Origin of the sequence: Pseudomonas syringae group sp. J248-6, assembly GCF_032586995.1 — a bacterium.
Lineage (GTDB): Bacteria > Pseudomonadota > Gammaproteobacteria > Pseudomonadales > Pseudomonadaceae > Aquipseudomonas > Aquipseudomonas amygdali.
The window spans coordinates 118,130-131,851 of record NZ_JAWHOP010000004.1 but is presented as its reverse complement, the minus strand read 5'-3'; the positions used below and the strand labels follow the sequence as shown (position 1 = coordinate 131,851).

The 13,722-nt window shown below is 58.6% G+C and carries 17 protein-coding genes; 1 reads left to right on the top strand and 16 read right to left on the bottom strand.

Annotated elements, in window-relative coordinates; translation table 11 throughout:
- Positions 1-38: 38 nt before the first annotated feature.
- From RYC17_RS07080 to RYC17_RS07020, 13 genes are all read right to left on the bottom strand, one after another.
- Positions 39-824 (bottom strand): TatD family hydrolase, encoded by a 786-nt coding sequence (locus tag RYC17_RS07080; protein WP_002552699.1) that lies wholly within the window; start codon positions 822-824, stop codon positions 39-41.
- 14 nt (positions 825-838) lie between these two features.
- Entirely contained in the window at positions 839-1,195 is a 357-nt protein-coding gene (locus tag RYC17_RS07075; RefSeq protein ID WP_002552698.1) for a PilZ domain-containing protein, read from the bottom strand.
- Positions 1,196-1,229: 34 nt separating this feature from the next.
- A complete protein-coding gene (locus RYC17_RS07070) occupies positions 1,230-2,216 on the bottom strand; it encodes a DNA polymerase III subunit delta' (RefSeq protein WP_058401682.1) in 987 nt (328 codons plus the stop codon).
- A complete protein-coding gene (gene tmk, locus RYC17_RS07065; RefSeq protein WP_058401681.1) occupies positions 2,209-2,841 on the bottom strand; it encodes a dTMP kinase in 633 nt (210 codons plus the stop codon). The genes RYC17_RS07070 and tmk overlap by 8 nt, the downstream gene beginning before the upstream one ends.
- A 22-nt stretch (positions 2,842-2,863) precedes the next feature.
- Positions 2,864-3,988, bottom strand: a complete 1,125-nt coding sequence (gene mltG / locus RYC17_RS07060) for an endolytic transglycosylase MltG (RefSeq protein WP_058401680.1) — start codon at positions 3,986-3,988, stop codon at positions 2,864-2,866.
- 3 nt (positions 3,989-3,991) lie between these two features.
- Entirely contained in the window at positions 3,992-4,807 is an 816-nt protein-coding gene (gene pabC / locus RYC17_RS07055; protein WP_058401679.1) for an aminodeoxychorismate lyase, read from the bottom strand.
- Entirely contained in the window at positions 4,807-6,051 is a 1,245-nt protein-coding gene (gene fabF, locus RYC17_RS07050; protein WP_002552693.1) for a beta-ketoacyl-ACP synthase II, read from the bottom strand. The genes pabC and fabF overlap by 1 nt, the downstream gene beginning before the upstream one ends.
- Before the next feature lie 128 nt (positions 6,052-6,179).
- Entirely contained in the window at positions 6,180-6,416 is a 237-nt protein-coding gene (gene acpP, locus RYC17_RS07045; RefSeq protein ID WP_002552692.1) for an acyl carrier protein, read from the bottom strand.
- A gap of 191 nt (positions 6,417-6,607) precedes the next feature.
- On the bottom strand, positions 6,608-7,351 hold the full coding sequence (gene fabG, locus RYC17_RS07040; RefSeq protein ID WP_316902674.1) for a 3-oxoacyl-ACP reductase FabG: 744 nt from the start codon (positions 7,349-7,351) through the stop codon (positions 6,608-6,610).
- Positions 7,352-7,366: 15 nt separating this feature from the next.
- Positions 7,367-8,305, bottom strand: a complete 939-nt coding sequence (gene fabD / locus RYC17_RS07035) for an ACP S-malonyltransferase (protein WP_016981661.1) — start codon at positions 8,303-8,305, stop codon at positions 7,367-7,369.
- A 116-nt stretch (positions 8,306-8,421) separates the two neighbouring features.
- Entirely contained in the window at positions 8,422-9,444 is a 1,023-nt protein-coding gene (plsX, locus tag RYC17_RS07030) for a phosphate acyltransferase PlsX (protein ID WP_316902673.1), read from the bottom strand.
- A gap of 4 nt (positions 9,445-9,448) precedes the next feature.
- Positions 9,449-9,631 carry a 50S ribosomal protein L32 gene (rpmF, locus tag RYC17_RS07025; RefSeq protein ID WP_002552688.1) on the bottom strand — a complete coding sequence of 61 codons (183 nt, stop codon included), beginning with the start codon at positions 9,629-9,631 and terminating at the stop codon, positions 9,449-9,451.
- A 13-nt stretch (positions 9,632-9,644) separates the two neighbouring features.
- Positions 9,645-10,172, bottom strand: coding sequence for a YceD family protein (locus RYC17_RS07020; protein ID WP_002552687.1), 528 nt, complete (start codon positions 10,170-10,172; stop codon positions 9,645-9,647).
- A gap of 106 nt (positions 10,173-10,278) precedes the next feature.
- Here RYC17_RS07020 and RYC17_RS07015 point away from each other — a divergent pair, with 106 nt between their 5' ends.
- Positions 10,279-10,857 (top strand): Maf family protein, encoded by a 579-nt coding sequence (locus RYC17_RS07015; RefSeq protein ID WP_058401676.1) that lies wholly within the window; start codon positions 10,279-10,281, stop codon positions 10,855-10,857.
- A gap of 55 nt (positions 10,858-10,912) precedes the next feature.
- Here the strand turns inward: RYC17_RS07015 and sppA are convergent, their stop codons facing one another.
- Genes sppA through rluC form a run of 3 tightly spaced genes read right to left on the bottom strand, consistent with a single transcriptional unit; the run spans position 10,913 to position 13,544 of the window.
- A complete protein-coding gene (sppA, locus tag RYC17_RS07010; RefSeq protein ID WP_002552685.1) occupies positions 10,913-11,911 on the bottom strand; it encodes a signal peptide peptidase SppA in 999 nt (332 codons plus the stop codon).
- A 24-nt stretch (positions 11,912-11,935) separates the two neighbouring features.
- Positions 11,936-12,598 (bottom strand): HAD-IA family hydrolase, encoded by a 663-nt coding sequence (locus tag RYC17_RS07005; protein WP_057405089.1) that lies wholly within the window; start codon positions 12,596-12,598, stop codon positions 11,936-11,938.
- The gene (gene rluC, locus RYC17_RS07000) at positions 12,588-13,544 is read right to left on the bottom strand and encodes a 23S rRNA pseudouridine(955/2504/2580) synthase RluC (protein WP_002552683.1); all 957 of its coding nucleotides are present in this window, start codon (positions 13,542-13,544) and stop codon (positions 12,588-12,590) included. Before rluC ends, RYC17_RS07005 begins: the two co-directional genes overlap by 11 nt.
- Positions 13,545-13,722 lie beyond the last annotated feature (178 nt).

Here is a 13,722-nt window from a genome sequence, read left to right as displayed (position 1 = left end):
TTTGCCTGCAATTTGCCGCCGGTCAACGTGTACGCCACTCAGCGTTGAACATGCGCCAGCGGGAACAGGCGAGCGAAGTTAGCGGTGGTCTGCTCGGCGAAATGCTCGTAGGACTCGCCCCGTAGCATCGCCAGAAACTCGGCAACTTCGCGTACGTACTGCGGCAGATTCGGTTTGCCCCGATAAGGGATAGGCGCAAGGTACGGGGAATCGGTCTCGACCAGCAGCCGGTCAGCGGGGACTTGCCTTGCGACATCCCGCAGGGCGTCGGCATTGCGAAAGGTCACGATGCCGGACAGCGAGATGTAGTACCCCATATCCAGCGCCGCCCTGGCCATCTCCCAGTCTTCGGTGAAGCAATGCAGAACGCCCGCCTGAGGCAGCGCCGCATCACGCAGAAGGCTCAATGTATCGGCGCGCGCGCCACGGGTATGGATGATCACCGGCTTGCCAGTGACACTGGCTGCCTCCAGATGCAACCGAAAAGAAGCCTGCTGCAGCTCGGCAGCTTCGGGTTCGTAGTGATAATCCAGACCGGTTTCACCTATCGCCACCACTCGCGGGTGATCCAGCTCCTTGAGCAACCAGTCCAGAGGCGGCATCTCACCGGGCTTCACGTCCAGCGGATGAATGCCTACCGAGCAGTCGACATCGGCGTAGCGCTCGGCGAGCGCCTTGACCGCGCCCGCATTGTCGGCGCTGACACCGATGCAGAGAAAATGCCCGACTCCCCTGCCACGGGCGGCTTCAAGGGCTGCATCCAGCGAGCCGTCGTGCTGGGCAAGGTCAAGGCGATCAAGGTGACAATGGGAATCTACAAGCATGGGTTAAAACACAACTACATCGTATGGGTTGGACGATCGGACTTCAGAGCACCGACCAGATGAGTTTCGATCAGATTGCGCGCGGTATTGTCGCCATCATTGAATTGCACGCCGACACCGGCAGTCCGGTTGCCCTGCGCACCTTTTGGCGTAATCCAGGCGACGCGGCCAGCCACCGGAACCTTCTCCGGCTCGTCCATCAGATTGAGCAGCATGAACACTTCATCACCCAGCTTGTAGCTTTTGCTGGTGGGGATGAACAGCCCGCCGTTTCTGATGAATGGCATGTAGGCAGCGTAAAGCACGGATTTGTCCTTGATGGTCAGGGACAGAATGCCATTACGTGGACCTGTGTTCAGCGGCAGACTCATGACAACACCTCAACGGTTCCGGATAACGCAGAGTCTACGCCTGTCCCGGCAGGCCTGCCCACTGCACCAGCAATGCTTCAAGCAGCAAGACCCGGTTTAGATTGGCCTTGGACATGACTTTTTGCCTCTGTGCCAGAATCCAGTCCTGGATCTCCAGCACTTTTGCGCGAGAAGACTTCTGCGCCAGGTATTGAACGACCTTGCGCATGTCGCCCAGACCAAGGCCTTCCTCGTCCTGCGTCATCTGATAGCGCAGGATCAGGTGCGACCAGTCACAGAACCAGTCGAACAACAATAACAACGGGATATCCTTCCAGCCTTCGGCCAGTTGGGTAGCCGATTGCTGTTGCTTGAGTAGCTTCTTGACACCATCCACCACCAGCGCGCGTTGTTCGCGAACGCCTTGCGTTTGGAGTGCCACAGCAGCCAGCGGCGACCCCGCTGCCAGCGTCAGTAATTCGAACCGTTCTTCCTGCGTGCAATCAGGCAGGGCATCGCCCAGCCAGTCCAGGCTCATCTGTTCGCTGGGCAATGGGCAGGCTTGCTGCACACAGCGACTCTTGACCGTTGGCAGCAAGCGGCTGGGTTGATGGCTGACCAGCAACAGAACGGTATTGCCCGAAGGCTCCTCCAGACTTTTCAACAAGGCATTGGCAGCGTTGATGTTCATCGCTTCCACCGGCTCGACAAGCACCACCTTGCGACCGCCCATCTGGGCGGTCTGCACCACAAAGCTCACCAGGTCACGGACCTGATCAACCTTGATCGGCTTATCTGCTTCTTCCGGCTCCAGCACATAGTTGTCCGGATGACTGCCTGCCGCCAGCAGCAGGCAGGATTTGCAATGCCCGCAGGCCTCAAGCGCTTCGGGAGCCTTGCACAGCAGGCTGGCCATCAGGCGCTCGGCCAGTGCCCGCTTGCCGATACCGGCCGGACCGTGCAGCAGATAGGCATGAGCGTGCTGAGCACGACCGGCCATCTGCTGCCAGAGTGATGCCTGCCAGGGGTAGGCTTCAGCCACGTCGCAGCTCCAGCAAATGCGGCAGCAATGCATCAAGGGAAGCCTGAACGTCGGCCAGCGGCTGGGCCGCGTCCACCAGAAGATACCGAGCAGGATCAGCCTTCGCCCGCTGCAGATAAGTCGAGCGCACCGCGTCGAAGAAAGCCCGACCTTCCTGCTCGAAGCGATCCAGTCGGCCACGTGCTGCGGCGCGTGACAGACCGATTTCCACCGGCAGGTCAAACACCAGCGTCAGATCAGGCCGCAGATCGCCTTGAACAAATTCTTCCAGCACGGCAATACGCTGCTGAGACAGGCCGCGGCCCCCACCTTGATACGCGTAGGTTGCGTCGGTAAAGCGATCACAGAGCACCACCTCGCCACGCGCCAGAGCCGGGCGAATGACCTCGGCCAAATGCTGTGCACGCGCAGCAAACACCAGCAGCAGTTCGGTGTCGGCGCTCATGGCTTCGTCGCTGGGCGCCAGCAGCAGCTCACGAATGCGCTCGGCCAGCGGAGTGCCGCCCGGCTCGCGGGTCAGCAATACCTGAACGCCCTGCGCGCGAAGCTGCGCCGCCAGGTATTCGCGATTGGTACTTTTGCCAGCACCTTCCGGGCCTTCAAGGGTGATAAACAAGCCAGTCACAGGTAATCCTTAATTGTTTCCATCATTGCGCATTCAGCTCGGGCTGCGGGGCATCCGGTGCAGTCGCGGGCTCGGGCTCTGAAGAGGGAGAATCAGTTGATGGTGCCGGTGCAGCAGGTGCCGGGCTAGAGCGATAATCTGCGCGGCGCTTGAGCTGATAGTCACGCACCGCTGCGTTATGGGCATCCAGATCGTCCGAGAACACATGGCTGCCGTCCCCCTTGGCCACGAAATACAGGCTGCTGCCCGCTACCGGGTTGAGCGCGGCATGAATCGCCTCGCGCCCCACCAGCGAAATCGGTGTCGGCGGCATACCGGCTATCACGTAGGTATTGTAAGGCGTGGGCTCCTTGAGATTGGCCCGGGTCAACTTGCCGTTGTAGCGCTCGCCCATGCCATAGATCACGGTCGGATCAGTCTGCAACTGCATGCCCAGCTTCAAGCGACGCACGAACACACCCGCAATCTGGCCGCGCTCCTGAGGTACGCCGGTTTCCTTCTCGACCAGCGACGCCATGATCAAGGCCTGATAAGGGTTTGAATACGGAGCCTCCGACGACCTGGCGTTCCATTCTTCATCCAGCACTTCTTCCAGACGACTGTAAGCCTGCCTGAGCAATTCGGCATCGGTCATGCCGCGCACATAGCGATAGGTGTCAGGAAAGAAACGCCCTTCAGGGAATACATCGGGATGGCCGATTTTTGCCATCAGCTCGCCGTCGGACAAGCCAGCCAGCGTCTGATCGAGCTTGGCCTGTTTGGCCAGCGCAGCCCGCACCTGACGGAAATTCCAGCCCTCGACCAGGGTCAGGCTGTATTGCACGACCTCCTTGCGCTTCCAGACGTCGAACAGGCCCTTGACGTTCATGCCCGGCACCATGCGGTATTCGCCGCTGTGCAGAGCCTGTCCGGAGAGATTGAAACGCCAGTAAAGGCGCAACCAGAAAGCGTCCTTGATCACGCCATCGGCCTGCAGTCGATTAAGTACGCCAGTCGGCGTTGAACCGGCCGGAACATCCAGCAGTTGCTCCTGAGCCACTTCGAGCGGCTGGTTCAGCGCCTGATATTGCTGCCAGAACGCAAAGCCGAGCAGAAGGCCTGCCAGAACGACAGCTGTTTCCAGCAACACCAATATTTTTCGGATCACAAATCAGATATCCAGAAGGGTGCGAGCAATACCTTGCAGTTTACGGGTGAGCGGCCCGACCGGCCAGCTCAAGACAGTAAAGCCGCGAACCGGCCAGACGCCGTAGACGCTATTGCATAGAAACACTTCGTCCGCCGATTCAAGGTCGGACAGGTGCAAATCACGGATATCGACAACCAGACCCAGGTTTCGTGCCTGATCCAGCAACTCGGCACGCATCACTCCAGCAACCCCGCAGCGGCTCAGATCGGCAGTCAGCAGGCGTCCCTGACTGACCAGAAACAGATTGCTGTAAACACCCTCGATCAATCGCCCGGAGGTATCGCGCATCAACCCCTCGGCGTGCTCGCTGTCACTCCACTCGGAGCGAGCCAGTACCTGCTCCAAACGATTGAGGTGCTTGAGTCCAGCCAGAAGCGGCTGTTCCGCCAGACGCGTCTGGCAGGCAAACAGGCGCACGCCCTGCTCGGCATGTGCACCGGGGTAGGCCGGTGCAGGACTGCCTTGCAGGATTCGGCGAGGTTGGGTATCGGGGGCCGGCGCATAGCCGCGCTGGCTATCGCCACGGGTGAGTATCAGCTTCATGACCCCGTCGCCGAGCTCAGCGGCGAAGCGGGTCATTTCTGCGCGAACCAGTGCATGATCGACTGCAATCGACAGGCGCTGACACCCGCTTTCAACACGCTGCAGGTGGCGCTCCAGTAGCAATGGCTGCCCGGCCCTCACCGCGATGGTTTCAAACAACCCATCGCCGTAGGCCAGCCCGCGATCCTTGAGGGGCAAGGCGTCTGCGGGGCAGCCATCGACCCAGCTTGGCATTACTCGGCGAACCGACGGAATACCAGCGAGCCATTGGTGCCACCGAAACCGAAGGAGTTCGACAGAACAACATCGATCGGCATGCGGCGCGCTTCGTGAGGCACGAAGTCCAGATCGCAGCCTTCGCTTGGCTCATCCAGGTTGATGGTCGGCGGAGCCACCTGATCAACCATTGCCAGCACGCTGAAGATCGCCTCGACAGCACCGGCGGCGCCCAGCAGGTGGCCGGTCATCGACTTGGTCGAACTGACAGCCAGCTTGTAGGCGTGATCACCAAACACCGACTTGATCGCAGAGGCCTCGGCCAGATCGCCCGCAGGCGTCGACGTACCGTGTGCGTTGATGTACTGCACCTGATCGGCATTGACCTTCGCATCACGCAACGCATTGACGATGCAGCGTGCAGCACCGGCACCGTCATCAGGTGGCGAGGTCATGTGATAAGCATCGCCGCTCATGCCAAACCCGACCAGTTCAGCGTAGATGGTCGCGCCGCGTGCTTTGGCGTGTTCAAGCTCTTCAAGCACCATCGCACCGGCACCGTCAGACAGGACGAAACCATCACGGCCTTTGTCCCAGGGACGGCTGGCACGCGTCGGGTCGTCGTTGCGAGTCGACAGCGCACGTGCGGCACCGAAACCACCCAGCCCCAGGCCACAGGCAGCCATTTCAGCACCACCGGCAATCATCACGTCCGCTTCGTCATAGGCGATGTTACGCGCCGCCATGCCGATGCAGTGGGTTGCCGTGGTGCAAGCCGTCGCAATGGAATAGTTAGGCCCCTGTGCACCCAGATGGATAGACAGGAAACCGGAAATCATGTTGATGATCGAGCCCGGCACGAAAAACGGTGAAATCCGTCCTGGGCCTTGCTCGTGCAGCAGACGACTGCTGTTTTCGATGTTGGTCAGACCACCGATACCCGAACCCATAGCGACGCCGATGCGCTCACGGTTTGCATCAGTGACTTCGAGGCCTGCATTACGCACCGCCTGAAAGCTGGCCGCGAGGCCATACTGAATGAAGAGATCGAGCCGGCGCGCTTCTTTGGGCGCGAGGTATTCTTCGACGTTGAAACCCTTGACCGAACCGCCGAAACGGGTGGTGAAGGCTGACAAGTCCGTGTGCTCGATAAGGCCAATGCCACTGCGGCCCGCCAGAATGCCCTGCCAACTGCTGGGCACGTCATTGCCCAGTGGCGAAAGCATGCCCATCCCGGTGACCACGACGCGTCTACGCGACACAGGACTCTCCTTCTCTCTTGTTTACGGAACAATCATTTACGAACAATCACAGCGTTTTCTAAAGAAAAAACCGCACGCCGGTTAAAGCAGTGCGGTTTTCCCGTGACAGCAGTCAGCGATTACAAATCTTAAGCCTGGTGGCTAGTGACGTAGTCGATTGCTGCTTGAACGGTAGTGATCTTTTCCGCTTCTTCGTCAGGGATTTCGGTCTCGAATTCCTCTTCCAGAGCCATTACCAGCTCGACAGTGTCCAGGGAGTCAGCGCCCAGGTCTTCAACGAAAGAAGCAGTGTTGACAACCTCTTCTGATTTGACGCCAAGTTGCTCTGCAACGATTTTCTTGACGCGCTCTTCGATGGTGCTCATACCTAGTTTTAACTCCTAGTGGAAATGTTCAGGCATCTGGCCAGTGGGTAAGTGTATAGAAGAGGTTTTGCGAATTTCAAGCTTAACGCTCTCCCCTTATGCCCAACCGTACCTTTGCCCACGCATAGATTGCAGCTTTATAACGGATTTTAGACAGCTCGTATGACATTTTTTTGAAACAGGTGGTCACATTAGCTCATGTACATGCCGCCGTTAACAGGGATTGTGGCCCCGGTAACGTACCCTGCGCCTTCGGAGGCAAGAAAAGCGACTACATGCGCAATCTCTTCGGCCTGCCCCAGACGGCCCAGGGGTATCTGGGTAATCAGTGACTCACGCTGAGCCTCAGGCAGCTCACGCGTCATATCGGTGTCGATGAAACCAGGCGCAACCGAGTTCACGGTTACTGCCCGCGAGCCCACTTCACGGGCCAGAGCCCTGCTGAAACCTTCCAGCCCGGCCTTCGCGGAAGCATAGTTTACTTGACCGGCGTTGCCCATGGCACCCACAACCGAACCAATGCTGATAATACGGCCCCAACGCGCTTTGGTCATGCCGCGCAAAACACCCTTGGAAAGGCGGAAAAGGCTATTCAGATTGGTGTTGACGACGTCATACCATTCGTCATCTTTCATGCGCATCATCAGATTATCACGGGTGATGCCGGCATTATTGACCAGAATCAACGGTGCACCGACGCGCTCCTGAATGGTCGACAGGACCGAATTCACAGACTCGGCATCGCAGACATCGAGCATCAGGCCAAAGCCTTCGATGCCGTTTTCCTTGAACGTCGCACTGATGCGCTCGGCGCCGGACTCAGAGGTCGCGGTGCCCACAACGAGAGCACCATTGCGACCCAATTCCAGGGCGATGGCTTGACCAATACCGCGACTCGCACCGGTTACCAGTGCAACTTTACCTTGAAGGCTCATACAGGCTTCTCCTAATCAGGCCAGTGCCGCGCGCGCGGCGGCAAAGGCGTCCGGGGTATCAAGGTTGTAAGTAATCACGCCTTCGGCGCAACGCTTGTTCAGACCGGCCAGGACTTTACCCGGCCCACACTCCACAAGCTGGGTCGCACCACGGCTCGCCAGGCATTGAATGGATTCAACCCAGCGAACCGGCTTGTACAGCTGTTCCAGCAAGTCACGCTTGAGCGTCGCCAGGTCACTGACTGCGCTGGCACTGACGTTCTGTACCAATGCGATTTCAGGCGCTTGCCATTCAATGGCTTCAACAGCCTCGGCGAAACGCTCGGCGGCCGGACGCATCAGTTCGCAGTGCGACGGCACGCTGACCGGCAACGGCAATGCACGCTTGGCACCCCGCGCCTTGCACAGCTCCATGGCGCGCTTGACGGCCTCGGCGGAACCGGCGATCACCACCTGGCCCGGCGAGTTGAAATTAACCGCACTGACAACTTCGCCCTGTGCTGCTTCGGCACAGGCAGCGATAACGTCGGCATCATCAAGACCCAGAATGGCGGCCATGCCGCCTTGACCGGCCGGCACCGCTTCCTGCATCAACTGACCGCGACGCTCAACGAGCTTCACCGCATCAGCCAGACTCAGGCTTTGCGCAGCTACCAGCGCACTGTATTCACCCAGACTGTGACCTGCGACGAACGCGGGAACGGCGCCGCCCTCGGCCAGCCACACATGCCACAAGGCTATGGAAGCAGTCAGAATGGCAGGCTGGGTCTTGTCGGTCTGATTGAGCAACTCGACAGGACCGCTCTGGGTCAACGCCCACAGGTCATAGCCAAGGGCTTCGGAAGCCTGCTCGAAAGTATCGAGAATCAACGGATGTTGCGCGCCTTGCTCGGCGAGCATGCCGAGCGATTGCGATCCTTGACCCGGAAAGACGAATGCGAGGGATGCAGACATTTGACAAGCCTCTGAATTATTGTCGCCAAAATGGGCGTCCGGACAGGCCGAACGCGGGTATTCAAATTTATATGACTGATCGGTTGGATGACTGACCAGTCTGATGCGTCACATTTTCAGGTTTGGCCGTTCTGAAGCAGCAATTCAAGCCGCCCCTTCAGGCGCTGCGGCAGGTTTTCACGGGATTCAACGATCGCTCGCTGAATCGCACTCTGGAACCCTGAAACACTGGCCGAACCGTGGCTTTTCACCACAACCCCCTGCAACCCGAGCAAGCTCGCGCCATTATGACGGGCAGGTGCCAGATCAGTCTGCAGTCGCCTGAGCAACGGCAACGCCAGCGCTCCGACCGCCCTGCTCAGCAGGTTGCGGTTGAACAGTGTATCGATTCTGGCGGCAATCATGGTCGCCAGCCCCTCGCTCGACTTGAGCAATACATTGCCGACAAAGCCATCACACACCACGACGTCAGCCTCACCCCGGTACAAGCCATCGCCTTCGATGTAGCCAATGTAGTTGAGCCCCTGAGCTGCCTGCAAAAGACCGGCGGCAAGCTTGACCTGCTGATTGCCCTTGATGTCTTCCGTGCCCACGTTAAGCAAGGCAACCCTGGGTTTTGTGACGCCCAGGGTCTCGGCAAGAACAGAGCCCATTACCGCAAACTGATAAAGCGCCTCGGCGCTGCAATCGACGTTCGCACCCAGGTCGAGCAACTGGCAATGGCCAGAACGGGTGGGAATGGCTGCGATCATCGCGGGACGGTCGATACCGGGCAAGGTCTTGAGCACAAACCGCGAAAGCGCCATCAACGCACCGGTATTACCAGCGCTGACACATGCCTGGGCCTGCCCGCTCGCAACAAGCTCAAGCGCAACGCGCATGGACGAGTCAGGCTTGCCACGCAGGGCCTGGGACGGGCGCTCGTCCATTGCAATGGCTTCATTGGCGTTTACGACACGCAGGCGCGAGCGATCCACAGCACCACGACGGGCAATGAGTTCTTCAATCAGGGAGGCTTGGCCGACGAGGACCAGATGAAGCGAGGGCGTAGCTGTCAGGCACGCGAGGCTTGCCTGAACAATGTTGCGGGGACCGAAGTCCCCGCCCATTGCGTCGATCGCGATGATCGGAGCGGACAAGAAATTACTCGTCAGCGCCCTTGTCGATCACTTTACGACCACGGTATACGCCTTCTGGCGATACGTGGTGACGCAGGTGAATTTCACCAGTGGTCTTTTCTACCGACAGAGTGCTTGCCTCAAGAGCGTCGTGCGAACGACGCATGTCACGGGCAGAGCGGGATTTTTTGTTCTGCTGAACAGCCATAATTGATTAACTCCTAAACGTTTGGGTCACGCTTTAACTGCGCCAATACACTGAACGGGTTGGACCGCGTTACCTCGTCCACGCTCGGTTCGGGCTCATCGAGACCCGCCGGTTGCTGGCATTCTTCAGGATGATGAGCAGGCACAATGGGCAAGGCGAGCAATAGCTCCTCCTCGATCAATGCCAGCAGATCCAAAGGATCTTCGCCCAGTTCCAGCACGTCATAACCTTTCGGTAACGACTGGGTATTCGCACCCTCCTTCACCACGGCGTAACTGCATTCGCTGTGGATCGGCAGGGTCACCAGCTCAAGACAACGCTGGCAAACCATCTTGACCGGGACGTCTATCGAACTGTGTATAACCACAGAACGGCGTTCGTCACGCTCAAAAACGAATTTCGCCTGCACCGTACCGACAGTATCGGCAAGCGGGTCGCAGAGTCTCTTCAAATCGCCCAGCAGCACTTCACCCTGAAGGGTAGTGCCGCGATCAGACAATTTGCGCGGGTCAACGTGAGATGGAATCGGGTCATTCAACATAGGCGCAGCATTCTAGGGATGCCCCCTTGGCATGTCAAAGGAAATTCAGGCCTGTTCGTCACTCCGGCCACTCTTTAGAATCGACGCTCAGCCTACGGAGATCCGCATGCCATCCCTGCTCCTTGCCTCCAGCTCTTCATACCGGCGCGAACTGCTCACTCGTCTGCGCCTGCCATTCACCTGCAAGTCCCCGGACATTGATGAAAGTCACCGACCGGACGAGACCGCACACGACCTCGTTCGGCGCCTTGCCTTAGAGAAAGCCGAGGCGCTGGCGGGCGAATATCCGGCCCACCTGATCATTGGCTCCGACCAGGTCGCCGTCCTGAACGGACAGATACTCGGCAAGCCCCACACCTTCGAGCGTGCACTTGAGCAACTGACGGCTGCCAGTGGCACCAGCGTGACCTTTCTGACCGGACTGGCCCTGCTTAATAGCTCGACAGGCAAGTACCAGGTCGATTGCGTACCCTTTACCGTGCACATGCGCGAACTCGATCAAGCCAGCATCGAACGCTATCTGCATGCAGAGCAACCTTATGACTGCGCCGGCAGCTTCAAGGCTGAAGGGTTGGGGGTCAGCCTGTTTCGCAGCACCGAAGGCAGCGACGCGACCAGCCTGATCGGCCTGCCACTGATACGCCTTGTGGACATGCTAATAAAGGAAGGGATCAGCGTACCCTGACGCTCAGACAAAGAACCCGGCCATTGGCCGGGTTCTTTGTTTCTACATCAAGCCGTCAGCGCAGGCTTGGACCGTTGAAGCCGACCAGCATGGCAATGCGCTCAGCGATACTGGTGCCCAGCTTTTTCGAAAAGCGATCAAAAGGCGACTCTTCGACGGTGTATTCAACGATATCCTTTTCCTTGATCACATCCCGCGCGACATAACTAGCGCTGCCCAGACCGTCCACCAGACCGAGCGCAACGGCCTGCTCACCGGTCCAGATCAGCCCCGAAAACAGCTCGGGATGATCCTTGTCCTTCAGACGATCGCCACGACCCTGCTTGACGCTGGCAATGAACTGACGATGCGTTGTGTCCAGCACACCTTGCCAGAACTGCGTCTCATCGGCCTTCTGCGGCTGGAACGGGTCAAGAAATGCCTTGTGCTCGCCCGACGTGTAGGTACGACGATCAACGCCGAGCTTGTCCATGGCACCGACAAACCCGAACCCGGCCGCCGTCACACCGATCGAACCCACCAGACTGGCCTTGTCGGCGTAGATCTGGTCGGCAGCGCTGGCGATGTAATAAGCACCCGAAGCACCCAGGTCGGTAATGACCGCATAAACCTTGATGTCCGGCTTTGCAGCACGCAGACGACGGATTTCGTCATAGACATAGCCCGACTGCACAGGACTGCCGCCCGGGCTGTTGATACGCAGAATCACGCCCTTGGTTTTCTCATCCTCGAACGCCTTCTGCAGCGCCGTGACGATATTCTCGGCACTGGCCGACTCCTTGTCGGCAATCACCCCCTGCACATCAATCAGCGCAGTGTGGCTGGAGCGGCGCGATGTACCACCTTCGAAATCCAGCATCGGAACAACCACTGCAACGAACAGAAACGCGAACGTCAGCAGCTTGAAGAAGATCCCCCAGCGACGCGCACGACGCTGCTCCTGAACGCTGGCCAGCAGCGTCTTTTCAAGAAGTTTCCAGCTTTTTGCTTCTTCCTTGCCATTGACGCCCTCGTCCGCACTTTGCGAGACGGGTGCCTTCCATTCGTCAGACATGTTCCAATCACTCCAACCCTAAAACTAGACGCCGCGCCCATTCAACCAGGTGCGCAGCTCGGAAAAATGCTCAATAGCCAATCGTGGCTGAAACTGGCGCAACGACTCCAGCGACTGAGCGCCATAACCCACCGCAACCGAATCCATACCTGCGTTGCGGGCCATCAGCAGATCGAATGACGCATCGCCAATCATCAACGAACGCTGCGGCGCAACATCACAATGCGCCATGATCTCGTTCAACATCAGCGGGTCCGGCTTGCTGGCGGTTTCGTCGGCAGCCCGGGTGGCATCGAAGTAATCGCCCCAGCCATTGGCTTGTAGCACCCGATCCAGCCCACGGCGCGCCTTGCCGGTAGCGACCGCCAGACGATAGCCGTCCTCGCGAAACGCCTGCATCGACTCCAAAACGCCCTCGAACAGCGGCGAAGGCACGTTATCCATTGCCATATAGCTGTCAGCATAGCGCTGCCGAAAGTCGATCACCTGATTGTCACTGATCTGCGGATAAAGGGTTCGAATCGCCTCGGGCAGACCCAGACCGATAATGCCCTTGATCGCCGGATCGTCACGAACCTCAAGATCAGTCTCGATAGCCGCGGTACGCATGGCCAGAACAATTCGCCCCACAGAGTCGGCCAGCGTGCCGTCCCAGTCAAAAATCAACAGATCGTAATCACGGCGCACTCAAACGCTCCACTGTCTTGGCCCACATTTCATCCACAGGCGCCTGCACATTCAGTTTGCTGCCATCGGGCATCGGCACCGTCAGCATGTAGGCGTGCAGAAACAGACGCTTGCCGCCCAGATCGCGAATTTCGCGACTGAAATTCTCGTCACCGTATTTGGTATCACCTGCAATGGCGTGCCCCGCATGCAGCGTGTGCACGCGGATCTGGTGCGTGCGCCCGGTCACCGGCTTGGCTTCGACCATGGTGGCAAAGTCACCGAAACGACGCAGCACCTTGAAAATCGTCAGGGCCTCCTTACCCTCTTCATTGACCTCGACCATGCGCTCGCCGGAACGCAGATTGCTTTTCATCAGTGGCGCACGCACCTGCTTTTGAGCCGTTGCCCAGTTACCGCGGACCAGCGCCATGTAGCGCTTGTCGACACCGTCACCGCGCAAGGCTTCGTGCAGGTGGCGCAGCATGCTGCGTTTCTTGGCAATCATCAGCAGGCCCGATGTATCGCGGTCCAGGCGGTGCACAAGTTCAAGCTCCTTGGCATCCGGACGCAACTGACGGAATGCTTCGATTACCCCGAAGCTCAGGCCGCTGCCGCCATGCACAGCGATACCCGCAGGCTTGTTGAGCACGATCAGCGCCTTGTCTTCGTAGACAATCGCAGCCTCGAGGCGCTGCAGCAGAGCCTGCGCAACCGGCACCGGCTCGTCGCGCTCAGGCACGCGTACAGGAGGAATGCGCACGATATCGCCTGCCTGCAACTTATACTCCGGCTTGATCCGCCCCTTGTTCACACGCACTTCGCCTTTGCGCAAAATGCGGTAAATCAAGGTTTTGGGCACACCCTTGAGATAAGTGATCAGAAAATTATCGATGCGTTGACCGGCAAGTTCCGGGGCAACCTCAACCAGCTGGACGCCGGGGGTTGGAGGGGCAATATTCGTCATGTCGCAAATGATAACAATTTTTTATGGATTTGAAGCACTTAATGATTGCTGCTATAGTCGCGAACGCCGCCAAAAGCGGCCGGACAGCGGACCAACGGTTGACAACCGGCCCTGACCAACGCAATTCACAAGGACGGGAGGCCGTCCTACGCAGTGTTCGGTGACAACGGAGCACGCT

Coding starts and splice junctions, on each gene's coding strand:
- RYC17_RS07075 (WP_002552698.1), bottom strand. CDS start 1,195: ATGAGTCTGCCGCTGAACACAGGTCCACGTAATGGCATTCTGTCCCTG.
- sppA (WP_002552685.1), bottom strand. CDS start 11,911: ATGTCTGACGAATGGAAGGCACCCGTCTCGCAAAGTGCGGACGAGGGC.
- fabG (WP_316902674.1), bottom strand. CDS start 7,351: ATGAGCCTTCAAGGTAAAGTTGCACTGGTAACCGGTGCGAGTCGCGGT.
- rpmF (WP_002552688.1), bottom strand. CDS start 9,631: ATGGCTGTTCAGCAGAACAAAAAATCCCGCTCTGCCCGTGACATGCGT.
- RYC17_RS07080 (WP_002552699.1), bottom strand. CDS start 824: ATGCTTGTAGATTCCCATTGTCACCTTGATCGCCTTGACCTTGCCCAG.
- RYC17_RS07015 (WP_058401676.1), top strand. CDS start 10,279: ATGCCATCCCTGCTCCTTGCCTCCAGCTCTTCATACCGGCGCGAACTG.
- RYC17_RS07020 (WP_002552687.1), bottom strand. CDS start 10,172: ATGTTGAATGACCCGATTCCATCTCACGTTGACCCGCGCAAATTGTCT.
- acpP (WP_002552692.1), bottom strand. CDS start 6,416: ATGAGCACCATCGAAGAGCGCGTCAAGAAAATCGTTGCAGAGCAACTT.
- rluC (WP_002552683.1), bottom strand. CDS start 13,544: ATGACGAATATTGCCCCTCCAACCCCCGGCGTCCAGCTGGTTGAGGTT.
- pabC (WP_058401679.1), bottom strand. CDS start 4,807: ATGCCAAGCTGGGTCGATGGCTGCCCCGCAGACGCCTTGCCCCTCAAG.
- fabD (WP_016981661.1), bottom strand. CDS start 8,305: ATGTCTGCATCCCTCGCATTCGTCTTTCCGGGTCAAGGATCGCAATCG.